The organism is Pseudomonas sp. G(2018) (assembly GCF_005502415.1).
In the GTDB taxonomy this organism is placed as follows: Bacteria; Pseudomonadota; Gammaproteobacteria; order Pseudomonadales; family Pseudomonadaceae; genus Aquipseudomonas.
The window spans coordinates 270138-290723 of sequence record NZ_SCOO01000002.1 but is presented as its reverse complement, the minus strand read 5'-3'; the positions used below and the strand labels follow the sequence as shown (position 1 = coordinate 290723).

Here is a 20586-nt window from a genome sequence, read left to right as displayed (position 1 = left end):
GGTCAACGCCGTATCAAGGCTTGGCTTTTTCCAGGTAGTGGAAGAAGTCACTGCTTGGGTCGAGGACCATGACGTCGGATTTGTTCGCGAAGCTTTCACGGTAGGCACGCAGGCTACGGTAGAACGCGTAGAATTCCTGATCCTGACCGTAGGCCTTGGAGTAGATCGAAGCGGCCTGGGCATCACCGTCACCGCGAATCTCTTCAGACTCACGATAGGCTTCAGCCAGCAACACGCGGCGTTGACGATCGGCGTCGGCACGGATGCCTTCAGCCAGCTCGTTACCCTTGGCGCGGTGCTCGCGAGCTTCACGCTCACGCTCGGTGCTCATACGCTCGAACACACTGCGGTTCACTTCTTTTGGCAGGTCGATGGTCTTGACCCGGACATCGACGACTTCAATGCCCAACTCTTTTTCAGCCATCTTGTTCAGCGAAGCCGTGATATCCGCCATCAGCGCATCACGCTCACCCGACACCACTTCGTGCAGGGTGCGCTTACCGAACTGGTCACGCAGGCCCGATTCCAGACGGCGCGACAGACGCTCGTCGGCAATCTGCTTGAGGCCGGAAGTCGCGGTGTAGAAACGCTCGGCGTCCTTCACGCGCCACTTGGCGTAGGCATCAACCATCACGGCTTTCTTTTCCAGCGTCAGGAAGCGTTGTGTCGGTGCATCCAGCGTCATCAGGCGTGCGTCGAATTTGCGCACCTGGTTAACGTAAGGCACTTTCACATGCAGGCCCGGCTGAACATCGGTCTGAACCACGCGACCGAACTGCAGCAACACCGCTCGCTCGGTCTGAGCCACGATGTAGAAGCAGTTCCAGGCAGCGATCGCCACGACGACGCCGACAATAAGGGCGATCAGCGATTTATTGCTCATCAGCGACTCTCCCTGGTACGTGCTTGCTGTTGCTGCAGATCAGCTGCCGCACGCGCATTCGCTTCATTGCTGGTGGCGGCTGCACTGCTCACCGGAGTGCTGGTGCTGCGACCACTATCGACCATTTTGTCCAGCGGCAGGTACAGCAGGTTGTTCTGGCCATTCTTGTTACCGGTCACGAGAACCTTGCTGGTGTTGCTGAAGACTTCCTGCATGGTGTCCAGGTACAGACGCTGGCGGGTGACTTCAGGCGCCTTGCGATACTCGGCGACCAGTTTGGTAAAGCGATCAGCCTCACCCTTGGCACGCGAGACGGTTTCGTCACGATAGCCATTGGCATCTTCGAGAATACGCTGGGCCTGACCACGAGCTTCCGGCACGACGCCGTTGGCGTAGGTTTCAGCCTGGTTGCGCGAACGCTGCTCGTCTTCACGGGCACGGATCACGTCATCGAAGGCTTCCTGCACTTCACGCGGTGCCGCTGCGCTCTGTACGTTGACCTGAGTAACGGTGATGCCGGTGCGATAGGTATCCATGAAGCGTTGCAGACGCTCCTTGATTTCGCTGGCCATCAATTCACGACCTTCGGTCAGTACCTGGTCCATCGCGGTGGAACCCACCACATGGCGCAAGGCGCTGTCGGTCGCGTGTTGCAGGCTGATTTCCGGCTGATCGACGCTCAGCACGAAGTCCTGCAGGTTGCTGATCTTGTACTGCACGGTCAATGGCACCTCGACGATGTTTTCGTCTTCAGTCAGCATTTGACCCTGCTTGGTGTACGCACGCTCACGCGTGACGTTTTCCATGTACTTCTTGTCGATCGGCGGGAAATAAATGTTCAGACCCGGGCCGACGGTTTCGTAGTACTTGCCGAAGCGCAGCACCACGGCCTGCTCCTGCTCGTCGACTACATAGACCGCGCTGTACAGCCATACGGCCGCCAACACGACCAAGCCGATGCCGAGCAGACCGCCAAAGCCGCCGCTCTTGCCCGGACCACCACCGTCATCACCACGTTTCTTACCACCACCGAACAACCCGTTCAGGCTTTCCTGCAGCTTTCGGAAGGCCTCGTCGAGATCTGGCGGCCCCTTGCGATCGCCGTTATTACGGCGTTTGCCACCCCAAGGATCCTGATTATTCGAGTTGCCACCCGGCTCATTCCAAGCCATAGCGCTCTCCATCTGATAAAGCAAAGACGCACCCACGGCGCGCCGACCAATGCTACAGAATGCCTGTCACCACGGCACAACCGCTTTCTCAGGCTTTTATTGCAAAGTGTGTTGCTCGATAAATTCCAGCGGCTGCAAACCTTCGCGGCTCACCAGCCGATTCAATTCGGCCCGTGGCAAACGAACGGCCAGCAAGCTGAGACCTTCTTCGTCATGTTCTTCTTTCTGTACCGCACCGAGTTCGAAAAACTGAGCACGCAGTCGAGCAAATCGTTGCGGCAAGCGCAAGGTGCCAACAAACAAATCATCGCCGAGCAGCTCGGCCACGGCCTGTTTGAGCAAACCCAGACCCGTACCGTCCTTGGCCGACAACCAGACCCGTTGCGGCTTGCCATCGGCATCGCGCTGGATCTGCGGCTCAACACCCTCGAGCAAATCGAGTTTGTTGTATACCTCCAGGATCGGCAAGTCCTGGGCCCCGATCTCACCCAGCACCACCATGACCTGCTCAATCTGGGCCATGCGCTCGGGCTCATGGGAGTCGATCACGTGCAGCAACAGGTCGGAGTTGCTCGACTCTTCGAGCGTAGCCCGAAATGCCTCGACCAGTTTGTGCGGCAAGTGACGAATGAAACCCACGGTGTCGGCCAGCACGATCGGACCGAGATCGTCGAGCTCGAGTCGGCGCAGGGTCGGGTCGAGGGTGGCGAACAACTGGTCGGCGGCGAACACGTCGGACTCGGTGACCGAGTTGAACAACGTCGATTTGCCGGCGTTGGTATAACCCACCAGTGAAACCGTCGGAATGTCAGCGCGCTTGCGGCCACGACGCGACTGCTCGCGCTGGCTGCGGACCTTTTCCAGGCGCCCCTTGATCTGCCGCAGGCGAACCCGCAACAGGCGCCGGTCGGTTTCCAGCTGGGTTTCACCCGGACCACGCAGACCGATACCGCCCTTCTGCCGCTCAAGGTGAGTCCAGCCACGAACCAGCCGCGTGCTCATGTGTTCAAGCTGAGCCAGTTCGACCTGGAGCTTGCCTTCATGGGTACGGGCGCGTTGGGCGAAGATATCGAGAATCAGACCCGTCCGGTCGATCACGCGACACTCGAATATCCGTTCGAGGTTACGTTCCTGGCTGGGCGTGAGGATGTGATTGAAAATCACCAGATCTACCTGCTCGGCTTTGACCAGGTCGCGTAACTCCTCGACCTTGCCGCTGCCAATCAGGTATTTGGCGGTTGGCCGATTACGCGGCACGTTGAAAAACGCGACGGTCTCGGCGCCAGCCGACATTGCCAACTCCTGAAACTCCTGCGGATCTTCGCGCGCCTCAGGGTCCTGACCATCCAAGTGAACGAGAATGGCTCGCTCACCACCACCGTGGCGCTCAAAGAACAAAGGAGACTCCTATCAGGCGTTACCTGGCTCAGCATCACCTGCTTCGGATTCGGTTGCGCTAGGCAGACGAATTGGACGAACCGGCACTACTGTAGAGATAGCGTGTTTGTAGACCATTTGGCTGACGGTGTTTTTCAGCAGGATAACGAACTGGTCGAAAGACTCGATCGTGCCTTGCAGCTTAATACCGTTGACCAGGTAAATGGACACCCCAACTTTCTCTTTACGTAAAGTATTCAAGTAAGGGTCTTGTAGCGAATGCCCTTTTGACATGTGCCGCACTCCTTTAAGGATTCAATATAAAAAAATAGGTAAACAGATGGCTTGTGGCCGTCACACCCCCAAGGATAGACGGCAATTGCAAGGACTCAGCTCAATATGGAGATGGTCCCCAGGTATTTCAAGGCGCGCGGCAGATTGTCGCAATCCAGGCTGTCCAGCCAGTGTAAATCAGCCCAACTGCGCAGCCAGGTGAACTGGCGCTTTGCCAATTGGCGCGTGGCGATGATTCCACGCTCCTGCATCTCGGCTGACGTCAGCTTGCCATCCAGGTAGTCCCAGACTTGTCGGTAGCCTACCGCACGTATAGACGGCAACCCGGCATGCAGGTCACTTCGCTCACGCAGGGCTACGACCTCGTCAATGAATCCCTGTTCCAACATTAAAGTGAATCTTTGTTTAATTCGCTCATGCAGTACCTGACGATTTGCCGGAGCAATCGCCAAGTTCGCGACAGTATAGGGCAATTGTTGCCGCCCCGAAGCGGCTGCTTCAGTACTTTGCGCAGATTGTTGCAGTCGTAGCGCGGTCATGCTCTGACCGCTGACGCGATAAACTTCCAGTGCTCGACTGAGCCGCTGCGGATCGTTCGGATGAATGCGCGCCGCGGAAACCGGATCGATCACCGCCAATTGTTCGTGCAAGGCTTGCCAGCCAAGGCGTGCAGCCTCTTCTTCGATTTGTGCGCGCACGTCCGGGTCGGCAGCCGGCATATCGGCCAGGCCTTCGAGCAAAGCCTTGTAGTAGAGCATTGTGCCGCCTACCAGCAGCGGAATTTTTCCGCGCGAGGTGATGTCGGCCATGGCTTCAAGGGCGTCACGACGAAAATCCGCGGCCGAATAACTCTCGGCCGGATCGAGAATGTCGATCAAACGGTGCGGAAACTGCGCCAGAAGCTCCTTCGACGGCTTCGCGGTGCCGATGTCCATGCCACGGTAGACCAGTGCCGAATCAACGCTGATCAGTTCGCAGGGCAGGACCTTGGTGAGTTCGATGGCCAGGTCGGTCTTGCCGGCGGCGGTCGGCCCCATCAGGAAAATGGCAGGTGGGAGCTGGCTCATCAACGACCGCGCAAAAACAGTTTGTCCAGATCGTCCAGGCCCAGTTGGGTCCAGGTCGGTCGGCCATGGTTGCATTGACCGCTGCGCTCGGTGTTTTCCATGTCACGCAGCAGACCGTTCATTTCCGGCAAGGCCAGACGCCGGTTAGCCCGGATCGCGCCGTGGCAGGCCATGGTGCCGAGCAATTCGTTCAGGTGTGCCTGAATCCGGTCGCTGGTGCCGTACTCCATCAGGTCAGCCAGCACATCGCCGACCAGCCGATTGGCTTCAGCCTGTTTGAGCAGTGCCGGAATCTGCCGGATGGCCAGGGTTTCCGGGCCCAGGCGCTGCAATTCGAAGCCCAGTCGCTGGAACCAGGCGGCATGCTCTTCAGCGCAATCGGCTTCGCGCTGGCTGACCGCCAGGGACTCCGGCACCAGCAGTGGCTGACCGCTCAAGCCTTCGCTGGCCATGGCGACTTTCAGGCGTTCGTACATGATGCGCTCATGAGCGGCGTGCATGTCCACCAGCACCAGCCCCTGGGCGTTTTCCGAAAGTATGTAGATACCTTTGAGCTGCGCCAGCGCATAACCCAGCGGAGGGATGTCACCCTGCCCGGCCGGCAGCGCGACCGCATTGGCTTCGGGCAGCGGCGCGAAGAACTCGCGATAGGCAGCCTGGGCTTCGGCGGCAGGCACCGCGGACTGAGGGCGCGGCGTGTATTGATACTGGTAACCGGCCCCCGAACCCGATCCGGCTGGCGTATTGAACGACGGTTGTGCCTGAGGCTGCTCCAGCAATGCGTTGGCCGCCAGACGCATTTCACCCTGCGGACCGAACTCACCGGCATCCAGCCCGGTAGGCCGGACAATCGCTGTCGCAACCGGCGCCGCCAATTGGTCTTCCGGCCGCACATCACCCAAGGCGCGGTGCAAGGTGCCATAAAGGAAATCGTGGACCATGCGCCCGTCACGGAAACGAACTTCGTGTTTGGTTGGATGCACGTTGACGTCGACGCCCGCCGGATCGACTTCGAAAAACAGCACAAATGTCGGGTGCCGGCCGTTGAACAGTACGTCGCGATAAGCCTGGCGCACCGCGTGGGCCACCAGTTTGTCGCGCACCGCACGGCCGTTGACGAAGAAATATTGCAAATCCGCCTGGCTGCGGTTGAAAGTCGGCAAGCCAACCCAACCCCACAGGTGCAGGCCGTTGCGCTCGATCTCGATCGGCAGCGCCTGCTCCAGGAAACCGGGGCCGCAAATCGCCGCGACTCGCCGGGCCCGGGCCGCATCATCGTGGGCTTCGTGCAGGCTGAGGATGGTCTTGCCGTTGTGGCGCAGATGGAACGCCACGTCGAAACGCGCCAGGGCCAGGCGCTTGATCACTTCTTGCAGATGATCGAATTCGGTTTTTTCAGTCTTGAGAAACTTGCGTCGCGCCGGAGTGTTGAAGAACAGGTCGCGAACTTCGACAGAGGTGCCTACCGGATGCGCTGCCGGCTGTACGCGGGGCGCCATGTCACGGCCTTCGGTCTCGACCTGCCAGGCCTGATCGGCATCACGGGTGCGGGACGTCAGGGTCAGACGCGCCACCGAACTGATCGAAGCCAGCGCCTCACCGCGAAAGCCCAGGCTCATGACCTGCTCCAGATCTTCGAGATTGCGGATTTTGCTGGTGGCGTGTCGCGCCAGGGCCAGCGGCAGGTCATCGGCGGAAATGCCGCTGCCATCGTCGCGCACCCGCAGCAACTTGACGCCACCCTGCTCCACATCGACATCGATGCGTTTGGCGCCGGAGTCGAGGCTGTTTTCCAGCAACTCTTTGATCACCGAAGCCGGGCGTTCTACCACCTCGCCGGCGGCAATCTGGTTTGCCAGCCGAGGGCTGAGCAGCTCGATGCGGGCAGCGTTGGTCAGCACCTGGTTCATTCTTTGGCCGCCAGTTCAGTGCCAGGAATGGTCAAGTGCTGGCCGACCTTGAGTTCGTCACTCGCCAGGTTGTTGGCGCTGCGTAGCGCGGCCGGCGACACCTGATAACGCACAGCGATCATCGCCAGCGTCTCGCCCGGATTTACCCGGTGGTCACGCGGGCCTTGGGCGATCTTCCCGGAATCACGCAGCCAGGCGATGTAAGTGCCCGGTGGCGGATTTTGCTGGAAGAATTGACGCACACCGCTGCTGATCGAGCGGGCCAGCGCCTGCTGGTGGCTCGACGCGGCAAGTTTCGAGGCTTCGTTGGCGTTGGAGATGAATCCGGTTTCCACCAGGATCGATGGAATATCCGGCGACTTCAGCACCATGAACCCGGCCTGTTCAACCCGCTGCTTGTGCAGCGGCGTGACCCGGCCAATGTTGCTCAATACTTTCTGACCGACGTTCAGACTGGAGGTCAGGGACGCGGTCATCGACAGATCGAGCAGCACGCCGGCGAGCATGCGGTCCTTGTCGTCGAGGCTGACGTTACCGGCACCACCGATCAGGTCGGAACGGTTTTCACTGTCGGCCAGCCAGCGCGCGGTCTCCGATGTGGCACCGCGATCCGACAGGGCGAACACCGAGGCCCCGAAAGCAGCGGTCGAAGGCGCGGCGTCGGCGTGGATCGAGACGAATAGGTCGGCGCCCTTCTTGCGGGCAATTTCGGTACGCCCGCGCAACGGGATGAAGTAGTCACCGGTGCGGGTCAGCTCGGCACGGAAACCCTTGATCCCGTTGACCTGACGCTGCAATTCGCGGGCAATCTGCAGTACCACGTCTTTCTCGCGCTGACCGCGCGAGCCGGAAGCACCCGGGTCTTCACCACCGTGGCCAGCATCGATCACCACAATGATGTCGCGCTTGCCGGCCGGTGCTGGCGGCAATTTGATAGCAGGCTCCGTCGGCGTGACCGGTACGGCCGGCACCGTGGCCACCGATGGCGTCGGCGCAGGCGGCGGCGCGGCATCGGCCGGGTTATCGAACAAATCGACCACCAGTCGGTTGCCGTACTGGGCGTTGGGGGCCAGGGAGAAGCTTTTCGGGGTGACGGCCTTTTTCAGGTCGATGACCACCCGCAGGTCGGTCGGCGTACGTTGAGCCGAGCGCATGGCGGTGATCGGAGTATTGGCGCTGTTGACGTTCAGCGGCGCACCCAGGGTCGCGCCATTGATGTCGATGACCAGGCGATCGGGGGCCGTCAGGGTAAAGACGCTGTGCTGCACAGGGCCGGTCAGGTCAAACACCAGCCGTGTGTTGTCCGGCGCCCGCCACAGGCGAACACTGTTGACCTTCGTCTCGGCCACAGCGTCGACGGTCACCGCCAAAAACAACACCCCTACGGCAGCAACCAACGCGCGAAAGCGCATACCTAACCCCATCATTTATTTGGATTCCAATGCCAAAGCGGCACACCACGACTCGCCGCGCGAGCCCTGGGACAAAATTTTCAGCGAACGCCCGCTGTCTTGCGGGCTAATGGTAATGGTCAGGTCGGGCTTTGGCAAAAAGCCTGCACCTTTATCGGGCCATTCGATCAGACACAGAGCGTCGTCTTCGAAATAGTCGCGGATACCGAGGAATTCCAGCTCCTCCGGATCGACCAGGCGATACAGGTCAAAGTGGAAGGCGCGAATATCGCCAATCTCGTAGGGCTCGACCAGGGTGAAAGTCGGACTCTTTACCGCCCCGACGTGCCCCAGCCCCCGGATGATGCCCCGGGACAACGTGGTTTTGCCCATCCCCAGGTTGCCTTCGAGAAAGATCAGGCCGTGCCCTTTAGTGGTTTGGGCGATGCGTGCGCCAAACGCGGTCATCGCCTCTTCATCAGCCAGGTACAGGGTTACTTCAGACACGGTGCTTGCTCCTCCAACAACTGACGAATGGCTGGAATCAGATCACTGGCCGCCAGCCCGCGGCCCAATTTACCTTGCTGCTCACCGGCATTGGCGTGCAGCCAGACCGCCAGGCAGGCGGCGTCGAACGTATCCATGCCCTGGGCCAGCAGAGCGCCGACCAGACCGGCCAGCACATCCCCCAACCCGGCGGTGGCCATCGCCGGATGGCCCTGATGACACACCGCCAACCGCCCGTCGGGACTGGCGATCAGGCTGCCAGCGCCCTTGAGCACCACGACAGCTGTATATTTTTTGCTCAAAGCACGCACCGCCGCAGGGCGATCAGCCTGAACCTCGGCAGTACTCATGCCCAGCAACCGCGCCGCTTCGCCCGGATGCGGCGTGATCACACAATCCTTGGGCAAGTTCACACGCTCCTGTGCCAGCATGTTCAGCGCATCGGCGTCCCAGACTTGCGGCAGTGGTGCATTGGCGGCGGCGGACAACAGACTGTGCCCCCAGGCAGCCTGGCCCAATCCGGGACCTACGACCAACACGGAAACCTTTTGCAGCATTTCCATCAACTGATTGGCCGACGAAGTACCCAACACCATCGCCTCGGGGATTCGGGCCAACGCGGCGGGCACATGCTCGCTGCGGGTCGCCACCGACACCATGCCCGCACCGCTGCGCAGCGCACTTTGCGCACCGAGCAGGATCGCGCCACCCAGTCCGCGATCGCCACCGATCAGCAGCACATGGCCGAATTTGCCTTTGTGGGAAGTGGGGGCACGGGTGGCCAGTTGCGGCAGATTGCCAGCCGTCAGCCGGCGGGCACTGGTCGGAGCACTTTCAAGCAGCTGCGGATCGGCGTGCAGGTCGTTGAAGACCAACTCGCCCACCACGTCAGCCGCGTCACCGGTGAACAAACCCAGTTTCAAACCGATGAACGTCACCGTCAGATCGGCTCGTACTGCACCGCCGAGGATTCGTCCCGTATCGGCGCAGAGTCCGGAAGGGATATCCACCGCCACCACTGGCAGCCCACTGGTGTTAATCGCAGCGATGACGCTGGCGTAAGGCTCACGCACGTCACCGGTCAGGCCAGTGCCCAGCAAGGCATCCAGCACGAGGCCGCGCAATTCGGAATTTGCCGTCCAGGCTTCGATAAAGACGTTTTCGGACACCGCTTCGGCATGGGCCGCCGCCGCATCACCGCGCAACTGCTGCGGATCGCCCGCCGCAAGCACCCGAACCACCCAACCGGCGCGCTTGGCCAGCACAGCCACCAGATAACCGTCACCGGCGTTATTGCCGTGACCGGCGACCACCGTCAATTCGCTCGCCGTCGGCCACTGGCGGACCAACGCTCGCCAGGTCGTCCGCGCCGCGCGACGCATCAATTCGAAACCCGGGGTACCGGCAGCGATCAGGCTCGCATCGAGCCCTCGGACCTGCGCGGCGCTGTACAGCGCGTCGGGTAAATCATCTTTAGTGTGCGGCATGCGTCTTCGGGCTCCGATGTCTGGCAGAATTATACGCACCTCAGCTCCGGTTTCTCTCGCCTCATGCCCGCTATTACCACAGACCTGCCCGCCCTCGCCCAATCCATCAAGGACTGGGGCCGCGAGCTGGGCTTCCAGCAAGTCGGCATCAGCGGCCTCGACCTGGGGGAGCATGAGCAGCACCTGCAGCGCTGGCTCGACGCCGGCTACCACGGTGAAATGGACTACATGGGCGCCCATGGCAGCAAACGCTCGCACCCGAATGAACTGGTACCGGGCACCTTGCGTGTGGTTTCGCTGCGCATGGACTACCTGTCGGGCGACACCAAAATGGCGCAGTTGCTGGCCCAACCGGAAAAAGCCTACGTCTCGCGTTATGCCTTGGGCCGCGATTACCACAAATTGATCCGTAAACGCGTGCAACAACTGGCGGAAAAAATTCAGGCCGTGATTGGTCCGTTCGGCTACCGCGCGTTCGTCGACAGCGCCCCGGTGCTGGAAAAAGCCATCGCGGAACAGGCCGGCCTGGGATGGATCGGCAAAAACACCCTGGTCTTGAATCGTAAAGCAGGGAGTTACTTCTTTCTCGCCGAACTGTTCGTCGATTTGCCGCTGCCGGTGGACCCGCCCCACGCCACCGAACATTGCGGTCGCTGCAGCGCCTGCCTCGACATCTGCCCGACCAACGCCTTCGTCGGCCCCTATGTGCTGGACGCCCGACGCTGCATTTCCTACCTGACCATCGAACTCAAGGGTGCGATCCCCGAGGACTTGCGACCGCTGATCGGCAACCGGGTGTTTGGCTGCGATGACTGCCAGATCGTCTGCCCGTGGAACCGCTTCGCCCGTCCGTCTGGCGAAAGCGATTTCAAGCCACGGCACAATCTGGATAACGCTGATCTGGCCGAATTGTTCATGTGGGATGAGACCAGGTTTCTAAGCAGCACTGAAGGCTCGCCACTGAGGAGGGCAGGTTACGAAAGCTGGTTGCGCAATCTGGCGGTCGGGCTGGGCAACGCGCCATCAACGATTCCGGTTCTGGAAGCTTTAAAAGCGCGGCGCGATTATCCATCCGAGATGGTGCGTGAACATGTCGAATGGGCGTTGCAGCAACATGCTGACCGTCAGGCCTCGTCGTTGTAGATGAACTTCGGCATTTCCCAATGAAAACGGATCGCCAGCAAGCGCAGCAGAAAACCGCCAAATAGCGTGATCAGTATCGCTTGCTCACCCGGCACGTTCAGCCAGAGACACAGCATGTAGCACCATGCCGCGGCGAACGAGACGCTGGCATAGAGTTCGCGACGGAAGATCAGTGGAATGTCGTTGCAGAAGATGTCGCGCAGGATGCCGCCGAAAACCCCGGTAATAACGCCACTGACCGACGCGACCAACATGCCATGCCCCATTTCCAGGGCGGTCATGCAGCCGATCAGAGTGAACGCCACCAGACCGACGGCGTCGAGCACCAGAAACAACGAGCGCAGATGACGCATCCAGCGGGCGGTGAACACCGTGAACATCGCCGCGATGGTCGTCAATATCAGGTATTCCGGGTGTTTGACCCAGGTCAGCGGGTAGTGGCCGAGCAGCACGTCGCGCACCGAACCGCCGCCCAATGCCGTGACGCACGCGATCAGCACCACACCAAACCAATCCATGCCGCGACGGCCCGCGGACAAGGCGCCGGTCATGGCTTCGGCGGTGATGGCGATCAGGTAAAGCATCAGCAACATGGTGGCGGTCCTTGCAGAAAGGCGCGCAGTCTACTCACTTCACCTAAGCACCAAAAGAGCGCCCCCAAGAACTTCATCCTCTCACACGGTCGCTCCGTGACTGGACGAACGCCATCGCGGGCAAGCCCGCTCTCACAGGGTTATCGCTGCCCTTGTGGGAGCGGGCTTGCCCGCGAAGAGGCCGGCACAGACACCACCCAATCAGAACTTGATGAAATGCTTGCGGTAGTGCTGCAACTCGGCGATGGATTCGCGGATGTCATCCAGGGCGAGGTGGGTGCTGCCCTTCTTGAAGCTGTCCCGCACGTCCGGCGCCCAGCGTCCGGCCAGCTCCTTGAGCGTCGAAACGTCGAGGTTGCGGTAGTGGAAATAGCTTTCCAGGGATTTCATATGGGTATAAAGGAAGCGACGATCCTGGCAGATGCTGTTGCCGCAGATCGGCGACTTGCCCTTCGGCACCCACTTCTCCAGGAAGGCGATGGTTTCCGCTTCAGCTTCAGCCATGGTGATACGGCTTTCGCGCACGCGCTGGGTCAGGCCCGAATTGCCGTGGGTGCGGGTGTTCCACTCGTCCATCCCGGCGAGGATTTCGTCGCTGTGATGAATGGCGATCACCGGACCTTCGGCCAAGGTGTTCAGGTCGCTGTCGGTGACAATGGTGGCCATCTCGATGATGACGTCGGTATCCGGGTTCAGACCGGTCATTTCCAGGTCGATCCAGATCAGGTTCTGCGGGTTTTGCATGTGTCGGCTCCTAGGCAATGCTGCGCAGTTTAGCCTAGGCCGGTGGCCGGGCGTGCTAAACTCGCGGCCGTTTTACCTAATCGCTGCATTCTTGATACGGAACACCCATGGCCAAACGCCAACTCAATCGTCGTCAAAACTGGCGCATCGAAAAGATTCAGGGCGAACGCGCTGCCCGCGCCGCCAAACGCGAGTCCTCGGCTGTCGAGGCACTCGAAGGTGGCGACCTGGGTCCGGAACAGCACGGCCTGGTGATCGCGCACTTCGGTGTGCAGGTCGAAGTCGAGGCTCGTGATGGCGAGTTGGCCGGCCAGGTATTCCGTTGCCACCTGCGCGCCAACCTGCCGGCGCTGGTGACCGGCGACCAGGTGGTCTGGCGTGCCGGCAACCAGGGCATCGGCGTGATCGTCGCGCAACTGCCGCGCAACACCGAACTGTGCCGCCCGGACAGCCGTGGTCAACTCAAGCCGGTTGCAGCCAACGTCGACATGATCGTCATCGTTTTCGCGCCATTGCCTGAGCCACACGCCAACCTGATCGACCGCTACCTCGTCGCTGCCGAACACGCGGGAATCAAGCCGCTGCTGCTGCTGAACAAGTTCGACCTGATCGACGAGCATAACGCCCCGGCGCTGAATGCCTTGCTGGCGGTTTATCGCACCCTGGGTTATCCGGTACTCGAAGTGTCGGCCCATCACGGCAACGGCATGGAGCAACTTCAGAAGCAACTGGACGGGCGCATCAGTGTGTTCGTCGGCCAGTCCGGCGTCGGCAAGTCATCGCTGGTAAACAGCCTGCTACCGGAAGTCGAAACCCGTGTCGGGCCATTGTCCGAGCTGTCCGGCCAGGGGACTCACACCACCACTACCGCGCGGCTGTTCCACTTCCCCGGCGGCGGTGAGCTGATCGACTCCCCGGGTATTCGCGAATTCGGCCTGGGCCACGTCAGCCGTGCCGACGTCGAAGCCGGCTTCATCGAGTTCAACGACCTGCTCGGCACCTGCCGCTTCCGCGACTGCAAGCACGACCGTGAACCGGGTTGCGCCCTGCTCAAGGCCCTGGAAGATGGCCGCGTGCAGCAACAACGGATGAACAGCTACCGCTCGATCATCGCGAGTTTGCCGGAAAACGGCTACTGAGCCGACTCCCGCCGACATGAAAAAGCCGCGAGATGTTCGCGGCTTTTTTTCGCTTGGGATTTTGTTCTGACTCGCGAAGAAGTCGGGTCAGCTACCCCGACTTTCTAAATCAAGGCTTGGGCGTTTCAGCCGGTTTGGGGGCCGGGTCGTCAAACAGATTCAGCCGTTCGCGAAGTTCGTGAGCCGGCAACGGCTCCTTGTCCGCCGGCAACGCGTTCGGGTCGGTTGGCACTTCACCCGGACCGCCTTGCCCTTGCGCTGGCTCGGGAGTCGGTTCCGCGCCTTGCGAACCTTCAATGGCACGCTGGGCTTTCTTGGTCAGCACCACGATGTCGATACGGCGGTTGACCGGGTTGAACGGATGCTCGCGGTCAAACAAGGCCGACGAGGCATAACCGACCACTCGCGCCACTTGCTGATCCGGATAGCTGCCTGCGACCAGCGCACGGCGAGCGGCGTTGGCTCGGTTGGCCGATAGCTCCCAGTTACCGAAATCACCCTGGCCGCTGTACGGCTTGGCGTCGGTGTGGCCGCTGATGCTGATCTTGTTCGGCACCGCCTTGATGGTGTCGGCCATGGCCAGCAGGATGTCTTCGAAATACGGCTTCAGGCGGGCACTGCCGGAGTCGAACATCGGTCGGTTCTCGGCATCCACGATCTGGATGCGCAGCCCGTCCGTGGTGATCTCGAACATGATCTGGTCTTTGAACTTCTGCAGCTGCGGATTCTCTTCGACCTTGTTCTGCAATTCTTGCAGCAACAGTTCGAGACGCTCCTTCTCCACCATCTCGGCCATGCCTTCGACCTGTTCGGCGTCGACAGTCACCTTGTCCGGCTGCGGTTGGGACTTCACCTCGGGGTTGAGGGTATTTTCCGGCGCCAACTCTGGCGTGCCGCCCAAATCGATGATGTAGGGCGTACCGCTTTCAGTGAAGCCGATCGGGTCTTTGAAGTAACCGGCGATGGCAAGCTTCTGTTCCGGTGAAGCTGTGGACAACAGCCACAACACCAGGAAGAACGCCATCATCGCCGTGGCGAAGTCGGCGAAGGCGATTTTCCAGGAGCCGCCGTGATGCCCGCCGGCGTAGCGTTTGACGCGCTTGATGATAATCGGCTGGTTATTTTCCATGGCTTATCTGCCGCGAACCGCTTGTTCCAGCTCGGCGAAGCTAGGGCGGTGCGCCGGGTACAGAACCTTGCGCCCGAACTCTACCGCCAGCGATGGCGGCATGCCGGAAGCCGAAGCGACCAGCGAGGCCTTGATGGCTTCGTAGACGTTCAGTTCTTCCTTGGCATCGTGACCCAGGGCATGCGCCAGGGGACCGAAGAAACCGTAGGCCGCGAGAATACCGAAGAAGGTACCGACCAGCGCTGCACCAACGTGCACGCCAATCATTTTCTGGTCACTTTCACCCAGCGAAGCCATGGTCACTACGATACCCAGTACCGCCGCGACGATACCGAAACCCGGCATGGCGTCGGCAATGCCGTTCACTGCGTGGGACGGGTGGTCCAGATCTTCCTTGAGGCTGGCAAGCTCCATGTCGAACAGGTTTTCGAGTTCGTGGGGAGCCATGTTGCCGGAGGACATAATACGCAGGTAATCGCAGACAAACGCTGTCATGCGTTCATCCTTGAGCACCGTAGGGTACTTGGCGAAGATCGGGCTCGCGGCGGGATCTTCGATATCGCCTTCGATCGCCATCATGCCTTCGCGGCGACTCTTGTTGAGGATCTCGTAGATCAACCCCAGCACTTCCAGATAGAACCCGTGGCTGAAGCGCGAACTGAACATTCCCAAGGCTTTCTTGAGAACGTGCATCGCCATGTGACCCGGGTTGGCCTGCAGGAATGCACCGAGGGCCGCACCACCGATAATCATCACTTCGAAAGGCTGGATCAGGGCGGCGATTTTGCCGTGGGAGAGCACGTATCCGCCGAGCACGCTCGCGAATACGACGATGATGCCGATTATTTTAGCCATAGGTAGGAGAGCACTTACTGAGTCGGGTTCAAGGTCATATTCGGAAGTTAAAAAATCTCTTCTTCTACTTATCGGCAAAACTGCGCCAGACTATAGCCAGTTCAGGCGAAAAGCCAATTTGACCCACTCCGGGCCCAGGTAATGTTGACGATGATCGCCTCCAGACATGGCTAACGAAACGAACGTCCCGCCTGCAAAACCGACCACCCTCGAAGGCTGGGTCAAGCTTCTCGATGGCGTGCGCCTGCCGGTTCCGCAAGACAGTCACGACCTTGTCTGTCGGGCGATCCGCGACAGTCGCAGCTCGCTGCGCGACATCGCCGAATTGATGCAGGGCAGCCCGGCCCTGGCCTTGAGTGTCATTCGTCATGCCAATCGCCACACCCATGGCAGCATGACCGAGCCTGCGGAAAACCTTGAAGTCGCGATCAATCGCCTTGGCCTCAAGCGCACCGAAGAACTGCTCGAGCGCTTGCCCGCAAAGCCCATGGCCGAGATTCCGAAAGCCCTGCGTCAGTTGCAGATGATCAGTCAGCACGCCACACAACAGGCCAACGGTTTTTTTGCCAGCCGTCTGGCGCGACTATGGCAGGACATCCATTGGGGCAGCTTGCTGTTTCTGTCGCCACTGTGGCCATTGGCGCTGACGCATCCGCAATTACTCGAAGAATGGGAGCTGCGGGTCATCCACAAACGCGAGTCGGCGCGCAAAGTCGAGAAGCAACTGTTTGGCACGCGCCTGCTGGAAATCGGCCTGGCCCTCGCAGATATCTGGCGCCTGCCGATCTGGGTACAGCAAGGCTATCGACTACTGCTCACCGAGCAGCGGGAACTGGTGAAAGTCCTGCGCATTGCCCGCGACAACGAGCATCCGTTGCACCAGCAGAACCGTCTCGACGACGACCCGACCCTGCGCCGCTGGCTCAATCAACCGGCCAACACGGTGCTGCTGGCCAACGGCCTGGCGCTCTCGGCACAACAGGCCTGGGACAGTCCGCACAGTGAGCGCTGGCAGTACCTGACCAGCCTTTACCTGCAAATGCCGATGGGCGAAGTCCAACAGCAATTGCATCAGCAGGCGGCCAATAGTGCACGCCACCACGCCATGCCCGACCTCTGGCACCCCGCCGTTGCGCTGATCTGGCCGTTGGGCACGAAACGTGTCCACGCCGGGCTGCTGCCAGCGCCAGCACCCACCGCCGAAGATCTGGTGAAGTGGCGCAAACAATGTGCCGAGCTGCTGGTCGAGCCGAGTCGCTTTACCAACGCCATGCACTTGACCACTTCCGCCCGTGACGCTTTGGTCGCAAGCGGCATGCGCCGGGTGATGATCCTGATGGCCGACCGCACCCATGCCAATCTTCGGGTTCACCAGACTGCCGGGTTGCCGAAGGAAGTTGCCGGTATGAATTTCGCGGTCAGCCAGAGTACCGTGCTGCAGCGCTTGCTCGCGCAGCAGGCCCAGGTGCGCCTGTCACCGGACAACAACGCGCAATTTTCCGCCCTGCTGCCCAATAGCCTGCGTTCGCAATTCAGCGGCGAACACCTGCTGCTGCGATCACTGGTCAACAATGGCCGGGTGATCATGATCGTCGTGGCGGACCAGGGCGGCGGACCGTTTTCGGAGATCACCGTGCAAGCCTTCGGCAAAACCGCACAGTGCATCGAAAAAGCGCTGCACAGCTTTAGTCAGCGCGGCAAATGACGCTGCGTTACAATCCTCCCTTTTGTGCCCTGGAGACCTCACATGTCTGACTTCTCTGGCTTGCCGCTGGTGATCGAACCGAGCGACTTGCTCCCTCGCCTCGACGCCCGCGAACTGATTCTGGTGGACCTGACCAGCAGTGCCCGCTACGCCGAAGGGCATATCCCCGGCGCACGGTTCGTCGACCCGAAACGCACGCAACTCGGTCAGGCGCCCGCACCGGGACTGATGCCGCCGCAAGCGGCACTCGAAGCCTTGTTCGGTGAGCTGGGACACAACCCCGACGCGGTCTACGTGGTTTATGACGATGAAGGCGGTGGTTGGGCCGGGCGTTTTATCTGGCTTCTGGATGTCATCGGCCACAGCAAGTACCACTATATTGACGGCGGCCTGACCGCCTGGCTGGCAGAAGGCATGCCCATGTCGATCCAGATCCCGGCTGCCGTTGGTGGACCGGTTGCGTTGACCCTGCACGACGAGCCGACCGCCACCCGTGAGTACCTGCAAAGCCGCCTGGGGGCTGCCGACCTGGCGATCTGGGACGCGCGCGGACCGCTGGAGTTCTCCGGCGAGAAAGTCCTGGCAGCCAAGGGCGGACACATCCCCGGCGCCGTGAACTTCGAATGGACCGCCGGCATGGATCGGTCACGCAACCTGCGCATCCGCACCGATATGCCGCAAATCCTCGAACAACTCGGGATCAGCAAAGACAAAGAAGTGATCACCCACTGCCAGACTCACCATCGCTCTGGCTTCACCTATCTGGTGGCCAAGTCCCTCGGTTATCCGCGGGTCAAAGGCTACGCCGGCTCCTGGGGCGAATGGGGCAACCATCCCGACACCCCTGTAGAGAATTAAGGTTTTTAAGGACAGTTAATGAACAAGCGTCTGTTTATCGTCAGCCAGTACCTGCTACCCCACAACCTGCTCTCGCGACTGGCCGGCTGCATCGCCGAATGCCGCGTGCGCTGGTTCAAGAATGCCTTCACCGCCTGGTTCGCCCAGCGTTACCAGGTGAACATGTCCGAGGCCCTGGTCGAAGACCTGACCGCCTACGAGCATTTCAACGCCTTCTTTACCCGCGCGTTGAAAGACGGCGCCCGCCCACTGGACAAAACGCCGGGGGCGATCCTCAGCCCGGCCGACGGCGCGGTCAGCCAGCTCGGCCCGATCGAACACGGTCGCGTGTTCCAGGCCAAGGGCCACAGCTTCAGCGTGCTGGAGCTGCTGGGTGGCGACGCAGCCAACGCCGCGCCGTTCATGGGGGGTGAGTTCGCCACCATTTACCTGTCGCCGAAGGATTACCATCGTGTGCACATGCCGCTGGCCGGCACCCTGCGTGAGATGGTCTACATTCCGGGCCGTCTGTTCTCGGTCAACCAGACCACCGCTGAAAACGTCCCTGAACTGTTCGCCCGCAACGAGCGTGTGGCGTGCATTTTCGACACCGAGCGCGGGCCGATGGCCGTGGTGCTGGTGGGTGCAATGATCGTGGCTTCGATCGAAACCGTATGGGCCGGCCTGGTTACACCGCCTAAGCGCGAGCTGAAAACGTTCCGTTACGACGAAGCCGCCCGCGCGCCGATCCATCTGGAAAAAGGCGCGGAACTGGGTCGCTTCAAGCTGGGTTCGACCGCTGTCGTGCTGTTCGGGCCGGATCAGGTGAAATGGGCTGAGGAGCTGGTCGCTGGCTCGCCGGTGCAGATGGGCCAGGGCATGGGCTCACCAAAAGCCTGATACACACCGGTACTGTAGGAGCGAGCTTGCTCGCGATGAACCTCAGAGCGACGCGGGCAATCAGAATGCCCGCGTCATCGTTGACGATCATCGCGAGCAAGCTCGCTCCTACAGGTGTTTTGCGGGGTTAGAGCTGTCCGTCGCGATCGCGGAAGCCCAGCAGATACAGCACGCCATCCAGCCCCAGCGTTGAAATCGCCTGTTTGGCCGACTGCTTGACCAGTGGCTTGGCGCGGAATGCCACGCCCAAACCGGCAATCGCCAGCATCGGCAGGTCGTTGGCACCGTCGCCGACCGCGATGGTCTGCTCCAGACGCAAGCCCTCCTTGTGCGCCAGTTCTTTGAGCAGATCAGCCTTGCGCTGCGCATCGACAATCGGCTCGACCGCCACGCCGGTCACCTTGCCGTCGACCACTTCCAGTTCGTTGGCAAACACATAATCGATACCCAGCTTGGCCTGCAATTGCTTAGCGAAGTAGGTGAAGCCGCCCGACAGAATGGCCGTCTTGTAGCCCAGGCGCTTGAGTTCGGCGAACAGGGTTTCAGCACCTTCGGTCAGGCGCAGCGAGGCACCGATCGAATCCAGCACGCCGACATCCAGGCCCTTGAGCAACGCCAGGCGCTCTTTGAAGCTGGCGCGAAAATCCAGTTCACCCGCCATTGCCCGCTCGGTAATTTCCGACACCTTGTCGCCCACGCCAGCCGCCTTGGCCAGTTCGTCGATGACTTCGGCTTCGATCAGGGTCGAGTCCATGTCGAACACCGCCAGACGACGGTTGCGACGGAACAGCGAGTCTTCCTGGAAGGCGATGTCGACGTTCAGCTCCTGGGCCACGCTGAGGAACTCGGCCCGCAACGCTTGCGGATCGGCCGCTTCGCCGCGCACGGAAAACTCGATGCAGCCCTTGCCCTTGTCGGCCGGGGTATCCAGCGGCATGCGCCCGGACAGACGATCGATGTGGTCGATGTTCAGGCCATACTTGGCGGTGATCGAACTGACGGCCTGCAATTGCCCGGCGGTCACTTTACGAGTCAAAAGCGTCACGATGTGGCGTTTTTTGCCCTGGTTGCCAACCCACTGCTGGTAATCCTCTTCGGACACCGGCGTGAAACGCACCTGTTGATCAAGTTCATAGCCCTTGAACAGGATGTCCTTGAGGACCGACTTGCCTTGTTCGGTGTCAGGAATTTCAACCAGGATGCCGAACGACAGGGTGTCGTGGATCACCGCCTGGCCGATGTCGAGAATGTTCACACCACCCTGGGCCAGAACGCCGGTAATGGCCGCAGTCAGACCGGGACGGTCGACTCCCGTGATGTTTATCAGGACGATTTCGCGCAAGGCGCACCCCCGCAGGTGGAAAAAAACCGCATTCTACCCACATTCAGTGACCATCGGGCACCGTGAGCGCTTTGCCGGTCTAGGGCCTGTCGCTATACTGCGCGTCAACTT

General features: G+C 60.7%; 19 protein-coding genes. 5 read left to right on the top strand and 14 right to left on the bottom strand.

All coding sequences use genetic code 11. The features are described 5' to 3' along the window. Nucleotides 1-13: 13 nt before the first annotated feature. The 9 genes from hflC to FFS64_RS03315 all read right to left on the bottom strand — a co-directional run bounded on the left by hflC (nt 14) and on the right by FFS64_RS03315 (nt 10088). Entirely contained in the window at nt 14-883 is an 870-nt protein-coding gene (gene hflC / locus FFS64_RS03355) for a protease modulator HflC (protein ID WP_008064109.1), read from the bottom strand. After that, the gene (gene hflK / locus FFS64_RS03350) at nt 883-2055 is read right to left on the bottom strand and encodes an FtsH protease activity modulator HflK (protein ID WP_095192130.1); all 1173 of its coding nucleotides are present in this window, start codon (nt 2053-2055) and stop codon (nt 883-885) included. Before hflK ends, hflC begins: the two co-directional genes overlap by 1 nt. Nucleotides 2056-2151: 96 nt before the next feature. Next, complete coding sequence (gene hflX, locus FFS64_RS03345; RefSeq protein ID WP_095192131.1) at nt 2152-3453, bottom strand: ribosome rescue GTPase HflX; 1302 nt, start codon at nt 3451-3453, stop codon at nt 2152-2154. Between the two features lie 12 nt (nt 3454-3465). Beyond that, complete coding sequence (hfq, locus tag FFS64_RS03340; protein WP_007902656.1) at nt 3466-3726, bottom strand: RNA chaperone Hfq; 261 nt, start codon at nt 3724-3726, stop codon at nt 3466-3468. Nucleotides 3727-3821: 95 nt separating this feature from the next. Beyond that, nucleotides 3822-4793 (bottom strand): tRNA (adenosine(37)-N6)-dimethylallyltransferase MiaA, encoded by a 972-nt coding sequence (gene miaA / locus FFS64_RS03335; protein ID WP_137804221.1) that lies wholly within the window; start codon nt 4791-4793, stop codon nt 3822-3824. Beyond that, nucleotides 4793-6691, bottom strand: a complete 1899-nt coding sequence (gene mutL, locus FFS64_RS03330; RefSeq protein ID WP_171017058.1) for a DNA mismatch repair endonuclease MutL — start codon at nt 6689-6691, stop codon at nt 4793-4795. Before mutL ends, miaA begins: the two co-directional genes overlap by 1 nt. A gap of 8 nt (nt 6692-6699) precedes the next feature. Further along, nucleotides 6700-8130 (bottom strand): N-acetylmuramoyl-L-alanine amidase, encoded by a 1431-nt coding sequence (locus FFS64_RS03325; protein ID WP_137804219.1) that lies wholly within the window; start codon nt 8128-8130, stop codon nt 6700-6702. Then, a complete protein-coding gene (gene tsaE / locus FFS64_RS03320; RefSeq protein WP_095192135.1) occupies nt 8131-8601 on the bottom strand; it encodes a tRNA (adenosine(37)-N6)-threonylcarbamoyltransferase complex ATPase subunit type 1 TsaE in 471 nt (156 codons plus the stop codon). It abuts the gene before it with no gap. Beyond that, a complete protein-coding gene (locus FFS64_RS03315) occupies nt 8589-10088 on the bottom strand; it encodes an NAD(P)H-hydrate dehydratase (RefSeq protein ID WP_137804218.1) in 1500 nt (499 codons plus the stop codon). The genes tsaE and FFS64_RS03315 overlap by 13 nt, the downstream gene beginning before the upstream one ends. A 63-nt stretch (nt 10089-10151) precedes the next feature. Here FFS64_RS03315 and queG point away from each other — a divergent pair, with 63 nt between their 5' ends. Then, nucleotides 10152-11231, top strand: coding sequence for a tRNA epoxyqueuosine(34) reductase QueG (gene queG, locus FFS64_RS03310; RefSeq protein WP_137804217.1), 1080 nt, complete (start codon nt 10152-10154; stop codon nt 11229-11231). On the opposite strand, the gene FFS64_RS03305 is transcribed toward queG, so the two are convergent. Both FFS64_RS03305 and orn read right to left on the bottom strand, forming a co-directional pair. After that, nucleotides 11213-11824, bottom strand: a complete 612-nt coding sequence (locus tag FFS64_RS03305; RefSeq protein WP_095192138.1) for a trimeric intracellular cation channel family protein — start codon at nt 11822-11824, stop codon at nt 11213-11215. The genes queG and FFS64_RS03305 overlap by 19 nt on opposite strands. Nucleotides 11825-12025: 201 nt before the next feature. Beyond that, a complete protein-coding gene (gene orn, locus FFS64_RS03300; protein WP_137804216.1) occupies nt 12026-12568 on the bottom strand; it encodes an oligoribonuclease in 543 nt (180 codons plus the stop codon). Nucleotides 12569-12675: 107 nt separating this feature from the next. On the opposite strand from orn, the gene rsgA reads away from it, so the two are divergent. Next, the gene (gene rsgA / locus FFS64_RS03295) at nt 12676-13707 is read left to right on the top strand and encodes a small ribosomal subunit biogenesis GTPase RsgA (protein ID WP_008064125.1); all 1032 of its coding nucleotides are present in this window, start codon (nt 12676-12678) and stop codon (nt 13705-13707) included. A gap of 109 nt (nt 13708-13816) precedes the next feature. On the opposite strand, the gene motB is transcribed toward rsgA, so the two are convergent. Together motB and motA are read right to left on the bottom strand one after the other, a co-directional pair. After that, nucleotides 13817-14836: a flagellar motor protein MotB gene (gene motB / locus FFS64_RS03290; protein WP_137804215.1), complete on the bottom strand. Its 1020-nt coding sequence runs from the start codon at nt 14834-14836 to the stop codon at nt 13817-13819. Between the two features lie 3 nt (nt 14837-14839). Continuing rightward, the gene (motA, locus tag FFS64_RS03285) at nt 14840-15691 is read right to left on the bottom strand and encodes a flagellar motor stator protein MotA (protein WP_137804214.1); all 852 of its coding nucleotides are present in this window, start codon (nt 15689-15691) and stop codon (nt 14840-14842) included. A gap of 166 nt (nt 15692-15857) precedes the next feature. Between motA and FFS64_RS03280 the strand changes: the two genes are divergently transcribed. Genes FFS64_RS03280 through asd form a run of 3 tightly spaced genes read left to right on the top strand, consistent with a single transcriptional unit; the run spans nt 15858 to nt 19133 of the window. Beyond that, nucleotides 15858-17396: an HDOD domain-containing protein gene (locus tag FFS64_RS03280; protein ID WP_137804213.1), complete on the top strand. Its 1539-nt coding sequence runs from the start codon at nt 15858-15860 to the stop codon at nt 17394-17396. A 42-nt stretch (nt 17397-17438) separates the two neighbouring features. Continuing rightward, nucleotides 17439-18254 carry a rhodanese-like domain-containing protein gene (locus FFS64_RS03275; protein WP_137804212.1) on the top strand — a complete coding sequence of 272 codons (816 nt, stop codon included), beginning with the start codon at nt 17439-17441 and terminating at the stop codon, nt 18252-18254. An 18-nt stretch (nt 18255-18272) separates the two neighbouring features. Next, nucleotides 18273-19133, top strand: coding sequence for an archaetidylserine decarboxylase (asd, locus tag FFS64_RS03270; RefSeq protein WP_137804211.1), 861 nt, complete (start codon nt 18273-18275; stop codon nt 19131-19133). A 127-nt stretch (nt 19134-19260) separates the two neighbouring features. On the opposite strand, the gene serB is transcribed toward asd, so the two are convergent. Then, a complete protein-coding gene (gene serB / locus FFS64_RS03260) occupies nt 19261-20475 on the bottom strand; it encodes a phosphoserine phosphatase SerB (RefSeq protein ID WP_095192149.1) in 1215 nt (404 codons plus the stop codon). Nucleotides 20476-20586: the final 111 nt, after the last annotated feature.